The following is a 17,364-nucleotide window of genomic DNA, read 5'->3' as shown; positions in this document are numbered from 1 at the left end:
TAACCTGCAAAAACCCGTGGATCGGGAATTTTCCTACGCTTTCATCCGATTTTGATGGCGCAACTACCAGCCGACGCCGTTGCAAGAACAGCGCCAGCGGTTTTAGGAGTCATCACCCACAAGGAGCCGTATCCCCATGCATGCCATCAATTTCATTCAGGACCTGGCAGTGATCATGCTGGTGGCCGGCGTGGTGACCATCCTTTTTCATCGCCTCAGGCAGCCAGTGGTGCTCGGTTATATCGTTGCCGGGTTCATCATCGGTCCGCACACTCCGCCGTTCAGTCTGATCCATGACGAAGAAACCATCAAAATTCTGGCCGAGCTGGGAGTGATCTTCCTGATGTTCTGCCTGGGGCTGGAATTCAGCCTGCGCAAATTGTTCAAGGTCGGCGCGACGGCGTTCATCGCGGCTTTTCTGGAAATTGCCCTGATGATCTGGATCGGTTACGAGATCGGGCAGTTCTTTGGCTGGAAAACCATGGACTCGCTGTTTCTCGGCGCGATTCTGGCGATCTCTTCCACCACCATCATCGTCAAGGCGCTCAACGACCTGAAGATGAAGAACCAGCATTTTGCCCAGTTGATCTTCGGTGTGCTGATCGTCGAAGACATTCTCGGCATCGGCATTATTGCGCTGTTGTCCGGCATCGCAGTCAGCGGCTCCGTCAGTTCGGGGGAAGTGTTTTCCACGGTCGGCAAACTGTCGCTGTTCATGATCGTAGCGCTGGTGATCGGGATTCTGCTGGTGCCCCGTTTGCTGGCCTATGTCGCCAGGTTCGAAAGCAATGAAATGCTGTTGATTACCGTGCTGGGCCTGTGTTTCGGCTTCTGTCTGCTGGTGGTCAAGCTGGAATACAGCATGGTGCTGGGCGCGTTCCTGATCGGTGCGATCATGGCTGAGTCGCGTGAGCTGCTGAAAATCGAGCGATTGATCGAGCCGGTTCGTGACATGTTCAGCGCAATCTTTTTCGTCGCCATCGGTTTGATGATCGACCCGAAAATCCTGCTGGAATATGCCTGGCCGATTGCAGTCATCACTGTCGCTGTGGTGCTGGGCAAGATGCTGTCTTGCGGCCTTGGGGCGTTTATCGCCGGCAATGACGGTCGCACCTCATTGCGCGTGGGGATGGGGCTGTCACAGATTGGCGAGTTTTCCTTCATCATCGCGGCGCTCGGCATGACCCTGCAGGTCACCAGCGACTTTCTCTACCCGGTGGCAGTGGCGGTATCAGCCATTACTACTTTGCTGACGCCCTACCTGATTCGCGGTGCAGATCCGCTGTCACTCAAGCTGGCGTCGATCATGCCCCGGCGCGTTGCACGGGTGTTCGGCATGTACGGTGAGTGGCTGCGCAGCATTCAGCCGCAAGGGCAGGGTGCAGTGCTTGCCGGGATGATCCGGCGGATTCTGCTACAGGTCGGGGTCAATCTGGCGCTGGTAATGGCGATTTTCTTCAGCGGCGGCTATTTTGCCGAGCATCTTGGCGGGTACATGGACGAATGGGTGGCCGATGTCAGTCACCAGAAAGCCTGGATCTGCGGCGCGGCGTTGCTGCTGTCGCTGCCGTTTCTGATTGCCGCGTATCGCAAGCTCAAGGCGCTGTCGATGCTGCTGGTGGAGATGGGCGTCAAACCCGAGATGGCGGGCCGACATACCGTGCGGGTGCGCAAGGTCGTGGCGGAAGTGATTCCGCTTTTGTCGCTGGTGGTGATTTTCGTGATGCTGGCAGCATTGTCGGCAAGTATTCTGCCTGCCAACGAATTGCTTCTGGTCATCGCCCTGATTGCCGCTCTGGTCGCGGCATTGCTCTGGCGCTGGCTGATCCGCGTGCATACGCGGATGCAGATCGCGCTGCTGGAGACCCTGGGCAATAATCAGGAATCATCCGGGCATTGAGCCCGGAGATTACCTTACAGTCTTTGCCGCGCAGGGGTGTCTCAGCTTTCCAGCCAGACATCCCGAGCCCAGTGCCAGACCGACTCCCAGCTTTCCTCGGTGACCAGTTCCTCTTCGGCAGACCACAGCACTACCGTGCCGTCTTCTTCGACGCAGTAGTAGTCGTCGCCGTCCTGGCAGATCGGAATCAGCTCGCGCGGCACGCCCAGATCCCAGGCCGTGGCGGCCACGTCCGGCAAATAGGTGTGCGACTGCGGATCGGTCACGGTGACGGGCTCAAGGCTGCCGTACACCACATCGCTGACCGTCAGGAGAAACTCTTTGAAGACGAACGGAATATTGATGAACAGCTGTTCTTCAATTTCGACCAGTTGGTCTTCGTCTGGCAGCTCAAGCGGAACCGGGACCGGCTCGTTTGCTTCACGCAGTTGTTCGATGACTTCTTCCACGACACAGATCCTCTCACTTGATGGCGCGGGTTATACAGTAGCGTAAAGCCTTTCTCAAAATAACTATCCGAACGGATAAGCAAAAACCCCGGACATGTCCGGGGTTCTGAACGCGAGAAAGGATTCTGGTTCAACCGTTCTGGCGAATTCCTGCCACCAGCCACGGTTGGTTATCACCCTGTGGGCGCTCCATGTTCCAGCTTTCGCTGAACACTTCGCCCTGGTCGAAACGCGAGGTCTTGGACACGCCCGAGAAGGTCAGGGTAGCGATGGTCTTGTCGGCGCGATCATCCACACCGTCCAGTTGAACCTGAAGGTTGTCGATGTAGGTCGACTGGAAGCCATCACCCAGGTCCGCACGTTCCTTTTTCAGGAACTGCAGCATTTGCGGGGTAACGAACTCGGCGATCTTGTCCATTTCGTTGGCGTCCCAGTGCTGCTGCAGCGACTGGAAGTGGCCACGAGCGGCTTCCAGAAAGCGCTCTTCGTTGAACCAGGCCGGGGCGTTGATCACTGGCGCAGCGGAGGCCGGTGAGGAACTGCCGAAGATCGGGTTCTGCGCAGGCTGGCTGCTTTCACGCTGGTACGGTGCACCGGCAGCAGCCATTTTCGGCTGTTGCTGCTGACGACGACGTGCAATGAAGCGGAAGATCAGGAAGGCGATGAGGCCCATGATCAGGATGTCGAACAGTTGCAGGCCGTTGAAGCCGTCACCCATGAACATCGACGCGAGCAGGCCACCGGCAGCGATACCGGCCAATGGGCCCAGCCAGCGCGAAGCACCGCTTGCCGCAGGGGCAGGACGGCCCGCAGCGTTAGGCGCTGCCGCAGGCGTGGAGGGTGCGGCCTGACGTGTCTGGTGCGTAGGCGCCGAGCCCATGCTCTTGCCGCCACCGAAACGCGCGGCGTTCACATCCAGGCTCATGGTGAGCCCGATGCACAGCGCCATCGCGATGCTTAGAAAACGTTGCATAAGGGTATTCCCGTTTTGTGATTGCACGCGCGCCATGTTGCACAGCAGATGACTACATGACCAGCGCGTTAGTGTTTCGGACTTTTACATAAATAGCGTAGGACTTTTCAGCGCGCTTCGTAAGATGCGCCCTTGGCTATCGTTCCTCACGCTCGAGCGTGGGCGCAATAGCCAAGGCGTATGGACGATGGTTGACCGGCCTACAAAGGCACCAGTTTCGCATAGCCCATCATCAGCCACTTGCTGCCTTCGGCGAAGTTGACCTGCACCCGTGCCTGCGCACCAGCGCCCTCGAAGTTGAGGATCACGCCTTCGCCGAACACCGCATGCTGGACGCGCTGGCCCATGGTGAACTCGGTTTCCGGAATGCCGGTGCCGTTGAACAGGCTGCTGCTGTTGAACTTCGGAGTGCCGCCGAACGGGCGACTCACGCTGTTGGACAGGCGTACTTCCTGGATCAGCGCCGGCGGGATCTCGCGTACGAATCGCGAGACCTTGTTGTAGGTTTCGCTGCCGTACAGACGACGCGTTTCGGCGTAGGTCATCACCAGCTGTTTCATGGCGCGGGTGATGCCGACATAAGCCAGACGTCGCTCTTCTTCCAGACGCCCCGGCTCTTCCAGACTCATCTTGTGCGGGAACAGCCCTTCCTCCATGCCCACCAGGAACACATGCGGAAACTCCAGGCCCTTGGCGCTGTGCAGGGTCATCAGCTGAATGCTGTCTTCATGCTCCTGCGCCTGGGTGTCGCCTGCTTCCAGCGAGGCATGCCCCAAAAACGCTGCCAGTGGCGTCAGGTCTTCTTCGCTTTCGTGATTCTCGAAAGCACGAGCCGCGCTGACCAGCTCCTCAAGGTTTTCTACCCGCGCCTGGCCTTTCTCGCCTTTTTCCTGCTCGTGATAGGTGATCAGCCCGGACTGCTCGATAACCGTCTGGGTCATCAGGTGCAGCGGCATCTCCATGACCTTGGCCGACAGGTTCTCGATCAGCTCGATGAACCCGCCCAGGGCCGTGGCGGCGCGGCCGGTCAGGCCCTTGTTGGCGACCAGCAGGCGCATGGCTTCCCACATGGAGACGTCGGCATGACGGGCATGCTCGCGAATCGCTTCGACGGTTTTTTCGCCGATGCCACGAGCCGGAACGTTGATCACCCGCTCCAGCGCTGCATCGTTGCCACGGCCTTCCAGCAAGCGCATATAGGCCATCGCGTTCTTGATTTCAGCCCGTTCGAAGAAGCGCTGTCCGCCATAGATGCGGTATGGAATACGCTCACGCAGCAGGGCTTCTTCAAGCACTCGTGACTGGGCGTTGGAGCGGTACAGAATGGCGATGTCGTTGCGCGAGATTCCGGTTTTCAGCGCGCTTTCGATGGTCTCGACCACATAGCGCGCCTCATCGTGTTCGTTGAAAGCTGCATACAGGTTGATCAGCTCGCCATCGCCGACGTCAGTCCACAACTCCTTGCCGAGGCGGCCGCTGTTATTGACGATCAAGCCGTTGGCGGCCTTGAGGATGCTCGCTGTGGAGCGGTAATTCTGCTCCAGACGGATGACTTCGGTGTCCGGGAAGTCAGACGAATACTGGTGGATGTTCTCGATCTTCGCGCCACGCCAGCCGTAAATGGACTGATCGTCATCGCCGACCACCATCAGGCTGTCGCCACCCTGAGCGAGCAGACGTAGCCACGCGTATTGCACGGCGTTGGTGTCCTGGAATTCATCCACCAATACATGGCGGAAACGACGCTGATAATGCTCGAGCAAACCCGGATTATCGCGCCACAGGTCGAGTGCGCGCAGCAGCAGTTCGGAGAAGTCGATGACGCCAGCCCGCTGACAGGCGACTTCGTAGGCTTCGTAGACGCTTTTCATGGTGGTCAGGAACAGATCGCCGCTGGCCTGAATATGTTTCGGGCGCAGGCCTTCATCTTTCTGGCCGTTGATGAACCACTGGGCCTGACGCGCAGGCCAGCGTTGCTCATCCAGGCCCAGCTCGCGCATCACGCGTTTTACCAAGCGCTGCTGGTCATCGCTGTCGAGAATCTGGAAGGTTTGCACCAGCCCGGCTTCCTGCCAGTGCGCTCGCAGCAGGCGGTGGGCCAGACCGTGGAAGGTGCCCACCCACATACCGGCAGGGCTGATACCCATCAGCTGCTCGATGCGGTGGCGCATTTCGGCGGCAGCCTTGTTGGTGAACGTCACCGACAGGACCGAATGCGGGGAGGCTTGCTCGACCTGCATCAGCCATGCGATGCGATGCACCAGCACACGGGTTTTGCCGGAGCCAGCACCGGCCAGGACCAACTGACGACCCAATGAGGCGGCTACGGCCTGACGTTGGGCATCGTTGAGGGAATTCAGAAGAAGAGAGAGATCATCGCGCATCCGCGCATTCTAGGGTGCTGCGTCATGACGGGCAAACCATGCTTTGCGTCAGGCAATAAAAATGACCGGGTGCTGACGACCGGTCATCGTGCGGTGCAGGGTCGAACGCGGTCAGTCGACTTTGAAGACTGGCCATTCGCAGGCCTGGCGCAGGATTCAGCTTAATGTAGGATTATTCCCACAATTTTTTTCGATTCACCCATTCAGGGCTCGTGTAACAGGTTTAAGCGTCGTTTAACTGGGCGGTTTGCAGGTCATGTAGTATAACTACAAGAAAGCTACAACCCAGCCCATCTTCCCTTTGCCGAGTCTGCCCCTTGAATCTGCTGCAACACATCGCCCAGTCACGTAATTTGCTGCGCAAATCGGAGCTCAAGGTAGCTGACCATGTGCTGCTCGACCCTGCGGCCGTGATGCACAGTTCCATGGCGGATCTGGCGCATAGCGTCGGCATCAGTGAGCCAACCATCGTGCGCTTCTGCCGCGCCATTGGGTGCACCGGGTTTCAGGACCTCAAGCTCAAGCTGGCGCAGAGTCTGGCAGCGGGTGCGAGTTTCGGCCAGTTCGCGATTCATGAAGACGATTCGGTCGCCGACTACAGCCTGAAGATTTTCGACACTACCCTGCACACGCTCATGGAAGTGCGCGAAAACCTCGACCCCCATGCCTTACAGATGGCAGTCACGGCCATGGCCGGGGCCAATCGGGTCGAATTTTATGGGTTTGGCGCTTCCGGTGCAGTGGCTGCCGACGCGCAGCACAAGTTCTTTCGTTTGCTGCTGACCGCGGCAGCGTATTCCGATCCGCACATGCAGGCGATGTCGGCGGTCACGCTCAAGCCGACAGACGTCGCGGTATGCATTTCCCAGTCGGGGCGCTCCAAGGATTTGCTGATCACCGCCAATCTGGTCCGCGAGAGCGGCGCAACGCTGATTACCCTGTGCCCGAGCCAGACGCCGCTGGCCGAGCTGTCTTCGGTCAATCTGGCTATCGATGTACATGAAGACACCGAAATCTACACGCCGCTGACGTCCCGTATCGCGCACCTGGTGGTGATCGATGTGCTGGCGATGGGCGTGGCAATGGCCCGCGGCCCGAGCCTGGTCAACCACCTCAAGAGCGTCAAGCGCAGCCTGCGTGGCTTGCGTCTGTCGCCGAAGTCAATAAAGACTCACGAAGACTGATCGCTCAACCGAGCGGAATTCATCGATCTGTCATCTGCATGCCGCCTGATTGTCACCGCAGCGCTCCATTCTGGTGCTCCCACAAAACGTATTGGGAGACAGGATATGGCTCGGCATTACGATGATTTACCCACCAGCACCGTGAAAACCCGCCGTCAGCAGGAAGACCAGCGCCGCATGGAGTTTCGTCGGGCTATCGAGAGCTATAGTGAAGCGCGTCAGCTTAATCAGGAGCTGTGTGACTACATGGACGGCATGGACAACGCTGTATGGCAGACTATCAAGTTGCCCGCGGTCGACCGTCGAAACGCTCGACAAGCTGGCTGATCTGCGCACGTTCGGTGCGGATGAACGCAAGAAAGGCATGTGCCACGGGTGAAAGGCGTTTGTCTCTGGCCTGAGCCACGCACCAGCTTCGATACAGCGGCAGCTCCGCCACGGGTAGCTCCACGAGAGCACCGGTGGCGAGTTCCTGGCAGACCGCATGCCGTGTCAGCATCGCCAGGCCCAGTCCGGCGACCACGCATTCACGTTGCGCCTCGCTGGAAGACACCTCCAGCGTCTGCGTGAAATGCACGCGTTTCTCTTTGAAGTACTCCTCGCAGGCCCGGCGTGTGCCTGAACCCGTCTCTCGGGTCAGCAGCGGCCAAGGCTCCAGGTCTTTCAAGTTCAGCGTCGCAAGGCTGCTCAGCGGGTGGTCAGGCGGTGCTACGGCGACAATCGGGTTGTTGAGAAAGGGTAGAAACTGCAGCCCCATATCCAGCGGAACCGCTGACATCACTACAAGATCATCGCGGTTGTCCGATAATCGCCTGATTATCTGTGCACGATTGACAACCATCAGGCTCAGGCTGACTTCCGGGTGCTGGCGTTTGAATGCAGCGAAAAGGTGAGGGATGAAATACTTGCAGCTGGATTCAATCGCCAGCTTCAGCTGGCCTTGCAGCGAGCCCTGCATGTCCGAAAGCTGCATGTCCAGACTTTCCAGGCGTCCGAAAATATCCCGACTGGCCAGTTGCAGTGCCTGCGCCGCCTCAGTGAGGTAGAGCTTTTTGCTGACGTATTCGAACAGCGGCTGGCCGATCAGCTCTTCAAGCTGGCGAATCTGCAGGCTGACGGCAGGCTGCGTCAGAGACATCTCTTCGGCTGCACGGCTGTATGAGCGCAGATCGCATACTTCATTGAAAATACGCAGCTGACGCAATGTCATACGCATCAATGACTTACGCATTTATAAAAGCTTCCTGAGACGACAAGAAGCTTCAACTATAAGCTTTTACTTATGCATCACCCAACTTTTACTCATTTTTGTTAATCCTCGATTCGGCATAGGGTGTCCCTGCGGCATTCAGTCACATGCCCTGTTACAAAAACGGGTCGAGGAAAACGCCAGTGATAACAAAAATTCTGATCGCCAACCGCGGGGAGATTGCCGTCCGGATCGTGCGCGCCTGCGCCGAGATGGGCATTCGCTCGGTCGCGATCTTTTCCGACGCTGACCGGCATGCCCTGCATGTCAAACGTGCTGACGAAGCCTATAGCATTGGTGCCGAACCGTTGGCCGGTTACCTGAACCCGCGCAAGCTGGTGAATCTGGCGGTAGAGACTGGCTGCGATGCGCTGCATCCCGGTTATGGCTTTCTGTCGGAGAACGCCGAACTGGCCGACATCTGTGCTGAACGTGGCATTAAGTTTATCGGTCCGTCCGCAGAAGTGATTCGTCGCATGGGCGACAAGACCGAAGCGCGGCGCAGCATGATCAAGGCCGGTGTGCCGGTTACGCCCGGCACCGAAGGCAACGTCGCGGACATCGACGAGGCGCTGGTCGAAGGCGAGCGTATTGGTTACCCGGTAATGCTCAAGGCCACCTCCGGCGGCGGCGGGCGCGGCATACGCCGTTGCAACAGCCGCGAAGAACTCGAGCAGGCCTTCCCCCGGGTGATTTCCGAAGCAACCAAGGCCTTTGGCTCGGCGGAAGTGTTTCTCGAGAAGTGCATCGTCAATCCCAAGCACATCGAAGCGCAGATTCTGGGTGACAGCTTCGGCAATGTAGTGCATCTGTTCGAACGCGACTGCTCGATTCAGCGCCGTAACCAGAAGCTCATCGAAATCGCCCCCAGCCCGCAACTGACTCCCGAGCAGCGTGCTTATATCGGTGATCTGTCGGTGCGTGCGGCCAAGGCTGTCGGTTACGAGAACGCAGGGACCGTGGAGTTTTTGCTCGCCGAGGGCGAGGTGTACTTCATGGAAATGAATACCCGGGTTCAGGTCGAGCACACCATCACCGAAGAAATCACCGGCATCGATATTGTTCGCGAGCAGATCCGTATTGCGTCCGGCCTGCCGCTGTCGATCAAGCAGGAAGACATCATTCACCGCGGTTTTGCCCTGCAATTCCGGATCAACGCCGAAGACCCGAAGAACAATTTCCTGCCCAGTTTCGGCAAGATCACCCGCTATTACGCGCCCGGAGGACCAGGCGTGCGCACCGATACGGCGATTTACACCGGCTACACCATTCCGCCGTTTTACGACTCGATGTGCCTGAAGCTGATTGTCTGGGCGCTGACCTGGGAGGAGGCGATGGACCGTGGCCTGCGTGCGCTGGATGACATGCGCCTGCAAGGAGTGAAGACCACGGCTGCCTATTACCAGGAAATTCTGCGTAACCCGGAATTTCGCAGCGGTGAATTCAACACCAGCTTTGTCGAGAGCCACCCCGAGCTGACCAATTATTCGATCAAGCGCAAACCCGAAGAGCTGGCTCTGGCCATCGCCGCCGCCATTGCCGCACACGCCGGTCTGTAAGGAATAGTGAAATGTCCAAGAAGATTTTCGTAACCGACACCATCCTGCGTGACGCTCACCAATCATTGCTGGCGACCCGCATGCGTACCGAGGACATGCTGCCGATCTGCGACAAGCTCGACAAGGTCGGTTACTGGTCGCTGGAAGTCTGGGGCGGCGCGACCTTCGATGCCTGCGTGCGTTTTCTCAAGGAAGATCCATGGGAGCGCCTGCGTCAACTGCGCGCTGCCTTGCCCAATACCCGGTTGCAAATGCTCCTGCGCGGCCAGAACCTGCTGGGCTATCGGCATTACAGCGATGACGTGGTCAAGGCGTTCGTCGCCAAGGCGGCGGTGAATGGTGTCGATGTGTTCCGTATTTTCGATGCCATGAACGATGTGCGTAACCTGCGGGTTGCCATCGAGGCGGTGAAAGCGGCGGGCAAACATGCACAGGGCACCATCGCCTACACCACCAGCCCGGTGCATACCATCGAGGCCTTCGTGGCGCAGGCCCGGCAGATGGAAGCCATGGGCTGTGACTCGGTGGCGATCAAGGACATGGCCGGCCTGTTGACGCCTTATGCCACGGGTGAGCTGGTCAAGGCGCTGAAGGCCGAGCAGTCGTTGCCGGTGTTCATCCACTCCCACGACACCGCAGGCCTGGCTGCCATGTGCCAGCTCAAAGCCATTGAAAGCGGCGCGGACCATATTGATACGGCGATCTCCAGCTTTGCCTGGGGCACCAGTCATCCGGGCACAGAGTCGATGGTTGCCGCGCTCAAGGGCAGCGAATTCGACACCGGGCTGGACCTGGAGCTGTTGCAGGAAATCGGCCTGTATTTCTACGCGGTGCGTAAGAAATATCACCAGTTCGAAAGCGAATTCACCGCGGTCGATACCCGCGTACAGGTCAATCAGGTGCCCGGCGGGATGATTTCCAACCTGGCCAATCAGCTCAAGGAGCAGGGCGCGCTCAATCGCATGGGCGAAGTGCTGGCGGAAATTCCGCGCGTGCGTAAAGACCTCGGTTATCCACCGCTGGTAACGCCGACCTCACAGATCGTCGGTACTCAGGCGTTCTTCAATGTGCTGGCCGGCGAGCGTTACAAGACCATCACCAATGAAGTGAAGCTTTATCTACAAGGCGGTTACGGCAAGGCGCCGGGGCAGGTGGATGAAAAACTGCGTCGTCAGGCCATTGGTAATGAAGAACTGATCGATGTTCGTCCGGCCGATCTGCTCAGGCCGGAGATGACCAAATTGCGTGCCGATATCGGCGCATTGGCCAAATCCGAAGAGGACGTGCTGACCTTTGCCATGTTCCCGGACATCGGCCGCAAGTTTCTTGAAGAGCGTGCAGCCGGAACGCTGACGCCGGAAGTGCTGCTGCCGATTCCCGAAGCAGGAAGCGTGGCCAGAGCGGGCGGCGAGGGCGTGCCGACCGAGTTCGTTATTGATGTGCACGGCGAAACCTATCGGGTCGACATCACCGGCGTGGGCGTCAAGGCCGAGGGCAAGCGCCACTTCTACCTGTCCATCGATGGCATGCCGGAAGAGGTGGTGTTCGAACCGCTCAACGAGTTTGTCGGCGGCGGTGCCAGCAAACGCAAGCAGGTCCATGCACCGGGCGACGTCAGCACCACCATGCCGGGCAATATCGTCGATGTACTGGTCAAGGAGGGCGATATGGTCAAAGCCGGGCAGGCGGTATTGATCACCGAAGCCATGAAGATGGAAACCGAGGTCCAGGCGTCGGTCGCGGGCAAGGTTGTGGCGATTCACGTTGCCAAGGGCGACCGCGTCAATCCGGGTGAGGTTCTGGTCGAGATCGAAGGCTGACCGGGCACATACAGATAATTCAACGATTTACCTCAGGGAAGCACTCGTGGCTTCCCTTTTTTTATTCTGTGCAGGCGGGCCCGGTTGTCACCGCTATCGTTGCGCACGCTCCAGCGTGGGAATGCCGTTCTTGACGCTCTGCGTCCTCAGAATCAGCGAAACGCCTCAAGCCCTTTGATCTGCTGCCCGTCCGCGAAGTTATCCACAGCCAGCCAGCTTTCAAAGGCTTTTTGCAGTTCAGGCCATTCGCTGTCAAGGATCGAGTACCACGCGGTATCCCTGCTCTGACCTTTGACTACCATGTGCTGGCGGAAGGCGCCTTCGTAGCTGAAGCCAAAGCGTTGGGCTGCGCGTTTGGAACGGGCGTTGTTGGCATTGCACTTCCATTCCAGGCGGCGATAGCCCAATGCGAAGGCTTCTCTGGCCAGCAGGTAGATGGCTTCGGTGCCTTTTGGGGTGCGTTGCATGGCCGCGCTGAAGGTGACATGACCTATTTCGATACGCCCGTGGGCGGCGACGATCGACATCAGGCTGATGACACCTTCGGCTTTACCGGTCTGCTGATCGACGACCGTATAAAACCACGGGTCGGACGCGACCTGATGCCCGGCCAGCCATGCATCGAACGCACTGCGTTCGATAAAAGGACCGTAAGGCAGGTAATCCCACAGTTTCGGGTCGGCATTCGGCCCCTGAAGTGCGGCCCACAAATTATCGGCGTGACGTGTGGCGTCGAGTTTCTCCAAGCGAATGAAACGGCCTGTCAGAGTCTTGGTTGTGGGCAATGCAGCGGCTTGCCAGTCCAGCAGAGTGTCGGACATTAATCACTTCCTGTTTCAGAGCGCTTTGCGAAATTGTATGAGGCCAGGCCGTTCGGCAATCCTTTCATACAACTGAATGGCTGTGGCGTTGGTTTCGTGGGTCAGCCAGTGCACCTTGTCGCAACCGTCTCCCTTGGCCGTTGCGTAGACAAACTCGATCAGTTGCCTGCCAATGCCTGTTCCGCGTTGTTCGGGGGCGACGATCAGATCTTGCAGGTAACAGGCGTTGTTGATGCTCCAGTTAGAGCGATGGTAGATGAAGTTCACCATGCCCACCGCTTCGCCATCCAGCCAGGCCAGCGCCGAGTGGGTCGGTTCGTTCGGGTCCACAAGGCGTTGCCAGGTGACATCGCTGACACTTTCGGCCAGCTCGGTATTGTAGAAGCGCAGATAGGCCTGCCATAGAGGCAGCCAGGCCTTATGGTCGTCGACAGTAACGGCGCGAATCCGGACATCGGTCATGACGTTCTCCCTGCGCTCATCAAACGAGCGATTTGCTGATCGTTTGCATCCTCGCTTGCAGCGAGGCCGTCGCGTACACCGGCCATGTCCGAAGCGCTGCGGTTCTGGCTGAGTTTGCGTTTGCCTTGCAGCCGTTGCACGGGAATTGCAAACCCTGCAATCGCCCCCAGCATTTTTGCAATGTAGTCCGCAGGTGCATCCTCGATTGACCAGGGTTGCGGGCGGCTGGACTCATGGCGATGGGTCAGGTCAGCCAGCAATTGGTGCAGTTGCGCTGCATCGGTAAAAACCGTGGCCTGCCCGTAGGCATGTACGGCTAGATAGTTCCAGGTAGGTACAACCTTGCCGTGTTCTGCCTTGCTCGGGTAGAAAGACGGGCTCACATAGGCATCGCCGCCGGGAAAAATCACCAGCGCTTCGACACCTGAGTCCAACTGCTGCCACTGTGGGTTGGCTCTGGCCAGATGCCCGTAAAGCGTGCCGTGCGGACCTTCATCGCGGCGCAACAGCAGCGGCAAGTGGGTCGCGTGCAATCCTTCTTCACCCTGTGTGACAAGAATAGCCAGGCGAGTCTGATCCATCTGCTCGTGCAGGCTGAGCGTATCGTTTTCCTTGAAGGCGGCAGGTATGTACATGGTCATGTTCCTTGGCTGATGGAGCGATCCTAGGCAAGGCATTGGTCTGATGTAAGATCCATTTTTTATAAATTTCATGGGACCAATTAATGCCCATCGCCCCTGTCGCGTTTCCACCCACGCTTACCGGCATTGAGCTGGACCCTAATCACGGCTTGAGCAAGCAGCTCTACGAGATTTTGCGCCAGCAAGTGCTGGATGGGCGCTTGAGTGGCGGCATGCGTCTGCCAGCCAGCCGCGATTTGGCACATTTACTGGGCATCTCCCGTAACAGCGTCATGCGGGCCTATGACCAGCTGTATGCCGAGGGTTTCATCGAAGGGCGTGTTGGCGACGGTACGTATGTTGCGCAGCTGTCTGAACGAAGCGCCGCGCCTCGACGGCCTGGCCGTAAAAAACTATCCACCAACTTACCCACAGGTGTATCCACAGGGTTACACACAGGTTTGTCCACAATTGCGGCGGAAATGCCGTCGAATTGTTCCGATGAAGTTATCCACAACCCGACACGCGTGCTGCTCGAAAAGCATCATTTGCACGAGCCGCCGACGGGTAGGCCGCGGGCTTTTCGAGTAGGCGTTCCAGCCTTCGATCTTTTTCCGTTTGCCTTGTGGGGCAAGCTGTATGCGGCCTTTTGGCGCAAGCCGGACCTTGCTCAGCTGGGTTACGGCACCGCTGCGGGAGATTCGCGGCTGCGTGAGTTGATTGCCGTTTATCTTCGTTCATCGCGTGGGCTGCACTGCACGGCTGAGCAAATTGTGATCACCAGCGGCGCACAACATGCAATCAGCCTTTGTGCACAGTTGCTTTTGACGCCGGGCGATAGCGTTGCTGTGGAAAATCCAGGCTATCGGGCGGCGGGTCATGCGTTTGCACTGGCAGGTGCGCGATTGCACGGCGTGCCTGTGGATAACGAGGGCATGCGTTGCGCCGATCTTGAGCAGGCCAATTGCAGATTGGCGTACGTGACCCCTTCGCATCAGTACCCGACCGGCGTAGTCATGAGCCTGGCACGGCGCCTGGAATTACTGGCCTGGGCCGAGAGGCACCAGAGCTGGATTGTCGAGGACGATTACGATGGTGAGTATCGGTACAGCGGTTCGCCATTGGCCCCGTTGGCTGCGCTCGACCAGAGCGGTCGAGTGCTCTACGTCGGTACGTTCGGCAAAATCGCCTTTCCGGCGCTGCGCCTCGGGTATCTGGTTCTGCCTGAGCAACTTGTCCTCCCGTTCAGCCAGCGCAAGGCGGTAGACATGCGCCATACCGAGATTGGCGTGCAGGCGGTCATGGCGCAATTCATTGCGTCGGGGCACTTTCAACGACACATCCGTCGTATGCGTCGCGCGGCGCTGAGCCGTCGTAATGCGCTGCTGGATAACTGGCCTGCCGATATAGCAGGGTGCGCTGCAATGCCCAAGGTGGTTGCAGGGCTGCATGTGATGGTCAAGGTAGACAGTATCGCGCGTGAGCAGGCACTGATTGCCAAGGCTGGCAGCGTCGGCGTCGAGATGAATGCCTTGAGTGATTACTGGCTGCCCGAGTCCAGCGAGCCTGTGGATAACCGCGCCGGGCTGGTGCTGGGTTTTGCCGCAGTGCCCGAGGTCGAGATTGCCGAAGCATTGAACAGGCTGCGCAAGGCCTGGTCCGAGTAGTCCCGCTGGCAGGCGTATAATCTGCACTTTCTGTTACTTGTCCTGAGATACCCATGAACAACTCTCTTACTGCAACACCCGGACGCAAGTTCGGCGCGCCGCTGGCCGCGCTGTTCCTGCTGCTGATGGGCGCCCAGTTTCTGCTGCTCAGTGTCGGCACCCGTCAGGTAATGCTGTGGATCGTCGGCGCAGCGCTGGGCGTGACGCTGTATCACGCGGCATTCGGCTTCACCTCGGCGTGGCGGGTGTTTATCCGTGAGCGGCGCGGTGCGGGTTTGCGGGCGCAAATGGTCATGCTGGCGGTGGCGGTGGTGCTGTTTTTCCCTGCGCTGGGGGCTGGCACGCTGTTCGGTCAGCCCGTTACCGGACTGGTCGCGCCGGTCGGAATTTCGGTCGTCGTCGGTGCGTTCATCTTCGGTATCGGCATGCAACTGGGCGGTGGCTGTGCGTCCGGTACGTTGTTCACTGCAGGTGGCGGCAATGCACGCATGCTGGTGACGCTGCTGTTTTTCATCCTCGGTTCGTTGATTGCGACCCATCACGTTGACTGGTGGTTTGCGCTGCCTGCGTTCCCGGCAGTTTCAGTGGTCAAGACCTTCGGCGTGATGCCTGCGCTGATCGTGAATCTTGCTCTGTTCGCCTTGATCGCCTTCATAACCGTGAAGCTCGAAAAGCGGCGTCATGGACAGCTTGAAGCACCGGTCAGCACTGATCACCGTGGGCTGAGCCGGGTGCTTCGCGGACCGTGGGTTCTGGTCTGGGGCGCTGTCGCGCTGGCGCTGCTCAATTACGCAACACTGGCGCTGGCAGGGCGTCCTTGGGGCATCACCTCGGCGTTCGCGCTGTGGGGCGCGAAGGTGGCCAGTGGTCTGGGTGTGGACGTCGGCAGCTGGGTGTTCTGGCAGAGCGCGGCGAATGCCAAGGCGTTGGCGGCTCCGGTGTGGGAAGACGTCACCAGTGTGATGGACATCGGCATCATGCTCGGTGCCTTGCTGGCGGCAGGGCTGGCTGGCCGTTTTGCGCCGAGCCTGGACATTCCCACGCGCTCGCTGGTTGCTGCGGTCATCGGCGGGTTGCTGCTGGGTTATGGCTCGCGTCTGGCCTACGGCTGCAACATCGGCGCGTACTTCAGCGGTATTGCTTCGGGCAGCCTGCACGGCTGGCTGTGGCTCGTTGCAGCCTACGCCGGTAACGTGATCGGCGTGCGTTTGAGGCCGATTTTCTTCGCTGGCGAACGCCCGCAAGTGGCGCTGACTGGCTGCTGAGGAAGTCTGTAACGCCGAGATAAAGCGGGTCGTTTGCGAACCATCTGCCGGTTTGGCATTCAAAGCCATGCAGCAGATGTCAGCCTGCGATTCGCTTCTTTTTCGGTGGGGTAGTTCTTTTGCAGCAAACGATCATTTCGAAAATCCGTTTTCTCGGCAAGACCATCGGTTACGTGGGTTGGTCGCTTTTCTGGTTGTTGATCTGGGATGTGATCGTCACGGTCGACTTCATGCTGTATCTGGAGCGCAAGATTACATTGCCTTCCATGCCGTTGACCCTGCTGGGCTCGGCACTCGTGGTCCTCACCAGCTTTCGTAATTCCAGCGCCTACAACCGCTGGTGGGAAGCACGAACGTTGTGGGGCGCGCTGGTCAATAGTTCGCGCAGCTTCGCTCGGCAGGTGTTGACTCTGGTCGAGGATGATGACGGGATCAACCCGGTCAAGGCCACGCTGTTGCGTCGCCATGTTGCCTACGTGAAGTGCCTGTCCGCGCACCTGAAAGGCGCCAAGTGTGGCGACGAGATTCAGATGCTGATTCCCCGCGAGGAATTCGAGCGCCGTCACGACACCAACAATTTCCCCAACGATCTGCTCAACACCTCCGCAGCGCTGTTGGCCAAGGAGTATCAGGCGGGGCGGCTGGACAGCATTCGTCTGGCGCGTCTGGAGTCGACCATGGTGGACATCTCCAATTGCCAGGGCGGTATGGAGCGTATTGCCAACACACCATTGCCTTATCCGTACGTGGCCTTTCCGCGCCTGTTCATCACGCTGTTCTGCCTGATCGTACCGATTGGCCTGGTGGAGACTCTGGGCTGGTTCACGCCGCTGGCATCAACCGTGGTGGGCTTCATGCTGTTGGCCATCGAAAAGATCGGCACCGACCTGCAGAGCCCGTTCCGTGCCAGCGAACATGAGATTCAGATGACGGCGTTGTGCGAAAACATCGAGCGCAATCTGGATTCGATGCTCAGGGGCGCGCAGGAAGAAAGCAAGGCTTCGTAAAGAG

The 17,364-nt window shown here is 58.7% G+C and carries 15 protein-coding genes; 8 read left to right on the top strand and 7 right to left on the bottom strand.

The annotated features are described in order from the left end of the window. Positions 1-136: 136 nt before the first annotated feature. Positions 137-1,900: a cation:proton antiporter gene (locus KP808_RS25500; RefSeq protein WP_230017177.1), complete on the top strand. Its 1,764-nt coding sequence runs from the start codon at positions 137-139 to the stop codon at positions 1,898-1,900. A 41-nt stretch (positions 1,901-1,941) separates the two neighbouring features. Here the strand turns inward: KP808_RS25500 and KP808_RS25495 are convergent, their stop codons facing one another. From KP808_RS25495 to uvrD, 3 genes are all read right to left on the bottom strand, one after another. Further along, entirely contained in the window at positions 1,942-2,349 is a 408-nt protein-coding gene (locus KP808_RS25495; RefSeq protein ID WP_004659120.1) for an SMI1/KNR4 family protein, read from the bottom strand. Positions 2,350-2,479: 130 nt separating this feature from the next. Further along, positions 2,480-3,322: a Tim44 domain-containing protein gene (locus tag KP808_RS25490; protein WP_044319152.1), complete on the bottom strand. Its 843-nt coding sequence runs from the start codon at positions 3,320-3,322 to the stop codon at positions 2,480-2,482. A 200-nt stretch (positions 3,323-3,522) separates the two neighbouring features. Continuing rightward, a complete protein-coding gene (gene uvrD, locus KP808_RS25485) occupies positions 3,523-5,706 on the bottom strand; it encodes a DNA helicase II (protein ID WP_230017176.1) in 2,184 nt (727 codons plus the stop codon). Positions 5,707-6,023: 317 nt separating this feature from the next. Here uvrD and hexR point away from each other — a divergent pair, with 317 nt between their 5' ends. Then, positions 6,024-6,890 carry a transcriptional regulator HexR gene (gene hexR, locus KP808_RS25480; RefSeq protein WP_002555915.1) on the top strand — a complete coding sequence of 289 codons (867 nt, stop codon included), beginning with the start codon at positions 6,024-6,026 and terminating at the stop codon, positions 6,888-6,890. A gap of 141 nt (positions 6,891-7,031) precedes the next feature. Next, positions 7,032-7,217: a PA3496 family putative envelope integrity protein gene (locus tag KP808_RS25475; protein WP_003316061.1), complete on the top strand. Its 186-nt coding sequence runs from the start codon at positions 7,032-7,034 to the stop codon at positions 7,215-7,217. On the opposite strand, the gene KP808_RS25470 is transcribed toward KP808_RS25475, so the two are convergent. Then, a complete protein-coding gene (locus KP808_RS25470) occupies positions 7,171-8,121 on the bottom strand; it encodes a LysR family transcriptional regulator (protein ID WP_230017175.1) in 951 nt (316 codons plus the stop codon). The two genes, KP808_RS25475 and KP808_RS25470, sit on opposite strands and share 47 nt — an antisense overlap. Positions 8,122-8,282: 161 nt before the next feature. Between KP808_RS25470 and KP808_RS25465 the strand changes: the two genes are divergently transcribed. Beyond that, positions 8,283-9,698, top strand: coding sequence for an acetyl-CoA carboxylase biotin carboxylase subunit (locus tag KP808_RS25465; protein ID WP_002555912.1), 1,416 nt, complete (start codon positions 8,283-8,285; stop codon positions 9,696-9,698). 11 nt (positions 9,699-9,709) lie between these two features. After that, complete coding sequence (gene oadA / locus KP808_RS25460; RefSeq protein ID WP_230017174.1) at positions 9,710-11,518, top strand: sodium-extruding oxaloacetate decarboxylase subunit alpha; 1,809 nt, start codon at positions 9,710-9,712, stop codon at positions 11,516-11,518. 152 nt (positions 11,519-11,670) lie between these two features. Here the strand turns inward: oadA and KP808_RS25455 are convergent, their stop codons facing one another. From KP808_RS25455 to KP808_RS25445, 3 genes are read right to left on the bottom strand one after another with little or no spacing between them, the layout of a single operon-like run. Next, the gene (locus KP808_RS25455; protein WP_058402528.1) at positions 11,671-12,339 is read right to left on the bottom strand and encodes a GNAT family N-acetyltransferase; all 669 of its coding nucleotides are present in this window, start codon (positions 12,337-12,339) and stop codon (positions 11,671-11,673) included. Positions 12,340-12,354: 15 nt separating this feature from the next. Next, on the bottom strand, positions 12,355-12,801 hold the full coding sequence (locus KP808_RS25450; RefSeq protein WP_058402529.1) for a GNAT family N-acetyltransferase: 447 nt from the start codon (positions 12,799-12,801) through the stop codon (positions 12,355-12,357). After that, entirely contained in the window at positions 12,798-13,436 is a 639-nt protein-coding gene (locus KP808_RS25445; RefSeq protein WP_044320979.1) for an FMN-binding negative transcriptional regulator, read from the bottom strand. The genes KP808_RS25450 and KP808_RS25445 overlap by 4 nt, the downstream gene beginning before the upstream one ends. Positions 13,437-13,525: 89 nt before the next feature. On the opposite strand from KP808_RS25445, the gene pdxR reads away from it, so the two are divergent. The 3 genes from pdxR (at position 13,526) to KP808_RS25430 (ending at position 17,360) form a co-directional block, all read left to right on the top strand. After that, positions 13,526-15,088 carry a MocR-like pyridoxine biosynthesis transcription factor PdxR gene (gene pdxR, locus KP808_RS25440; RefSeq protein WP_058402530.1) on the top strand — a complete coding sequence of 521 codons (1,563 nt, stop codon included), beginning with the start codon at positions 13,526-13,528 and terminating at the stop codon, positions 15,086-15,088. A 53-nt stretch (positions 15,089-15,141) separates the two neighbouring features. After that, entirely contained in the window at positions 15,142-16,353 is a 1,212-nt protein-coding gene (locus KP808_RS25435) for a YeeE/YedE family protein (protein WP_058402531.1), read from the top strand. Positions 16,354-16,472: 119 nt separating this feature from the next. Next, positions 16,473-17,360 carry a bestrophin family protein gene (locus KP808_RS25430; protein ID WP_002555905.1) on the top strand — a complete coding sequence of 296 codons (888 nt, stop codon included), beginning with the start codon at positions 16,473-16,475 and terminating at the stop codon, positions 17,358-17,360. The last annotated feature ends 4 nt before the right edge of the window (positions 17,361-17,364 follow it).

Source organism: Pseudomonas savastanoi (assembly GCF_020917325.1).
Lineage (GTDB): Bacteria > Pseudomonadota > Gammaproteobacteria > Pseudomonadales > Pseudomonadaceae > Aquipseudomonas > Aquipseudomonas amygdali.
Note: the sequence above shows the minus strand (reverse complement) of the source record. Positions and strands in the feature narration are given on the sequence as shown.

Bases quoted from the DNA above. Each gene is read 5' to 3' on its own strand.
- KP808_RS25500 (WP_230017177.1), top strand. From the start codon at position 137: ATGCATGCCATCAATTTCATTCAGGACCTGGCAGTGATCATGCTGGTG.
- uvrD (WP_230017176.1), bottom strand. From the start codon at position 5,706: ATGCGCGATGATCTCTCTCTTCTTCTGAATTCCCTCAACGATGCCCAA.
- pdxR (WP_058402530.1), top strand. From the start codon at position 13,526: ATGCCCATCGCCCCTGTCGCGTTTCCACCCACGCTTACCGGCATTGAG.
- oadA (WP_230017174.1), top strand. From the start codon at position 9,710: ATGTCCAAGAAGATTTTCGTAACCGACACCATCCTGCGTGACGCTCAC.
- KP808_RS25455 (WP_058402528.1), bottom strand. From the start codon at position 12,339: ATGTCCGACACTCTGCTGGACTGGCAAGCCGCTGCATTGCCCACAACC.
- KP808_RS25490 (WP_044319152.1), bottom strand. From the start codon at position 3,322: ATGCAACGTTTTCTAAGCATCGCGATGGCGCTGTGCATCGGGCTCACC.
- KP808_RS25435 (WP_058402531.1), top strand. From the start codon at position 15,142: ATGAACAACTCTCTTACTGCAACACCCGGACGCAAGTTCGGCGCGCCG.
- KP808_RS25470 (WP_230017175.1), bottom strand. From the start codon at position 8,121: ATGCGTAAGTCATTGATGCGTATGACATTGCGTCAGCTGCGTATTTTC.
- KP808_RS25445 (WP_044320979.1), bottom strand. From the start codon at position 13,436: ATGTACATACCTGCCGCCTTCAAGGAAAACGATACGCTCAGCCTGCAC.
- KP808_RS25450 (WP_058402529.1), bottom strand. From the start codon at position 12,801: ATGACCGATGTCCGGATTCGCGCCGTTACTGTCGACGACCATAAGGCC.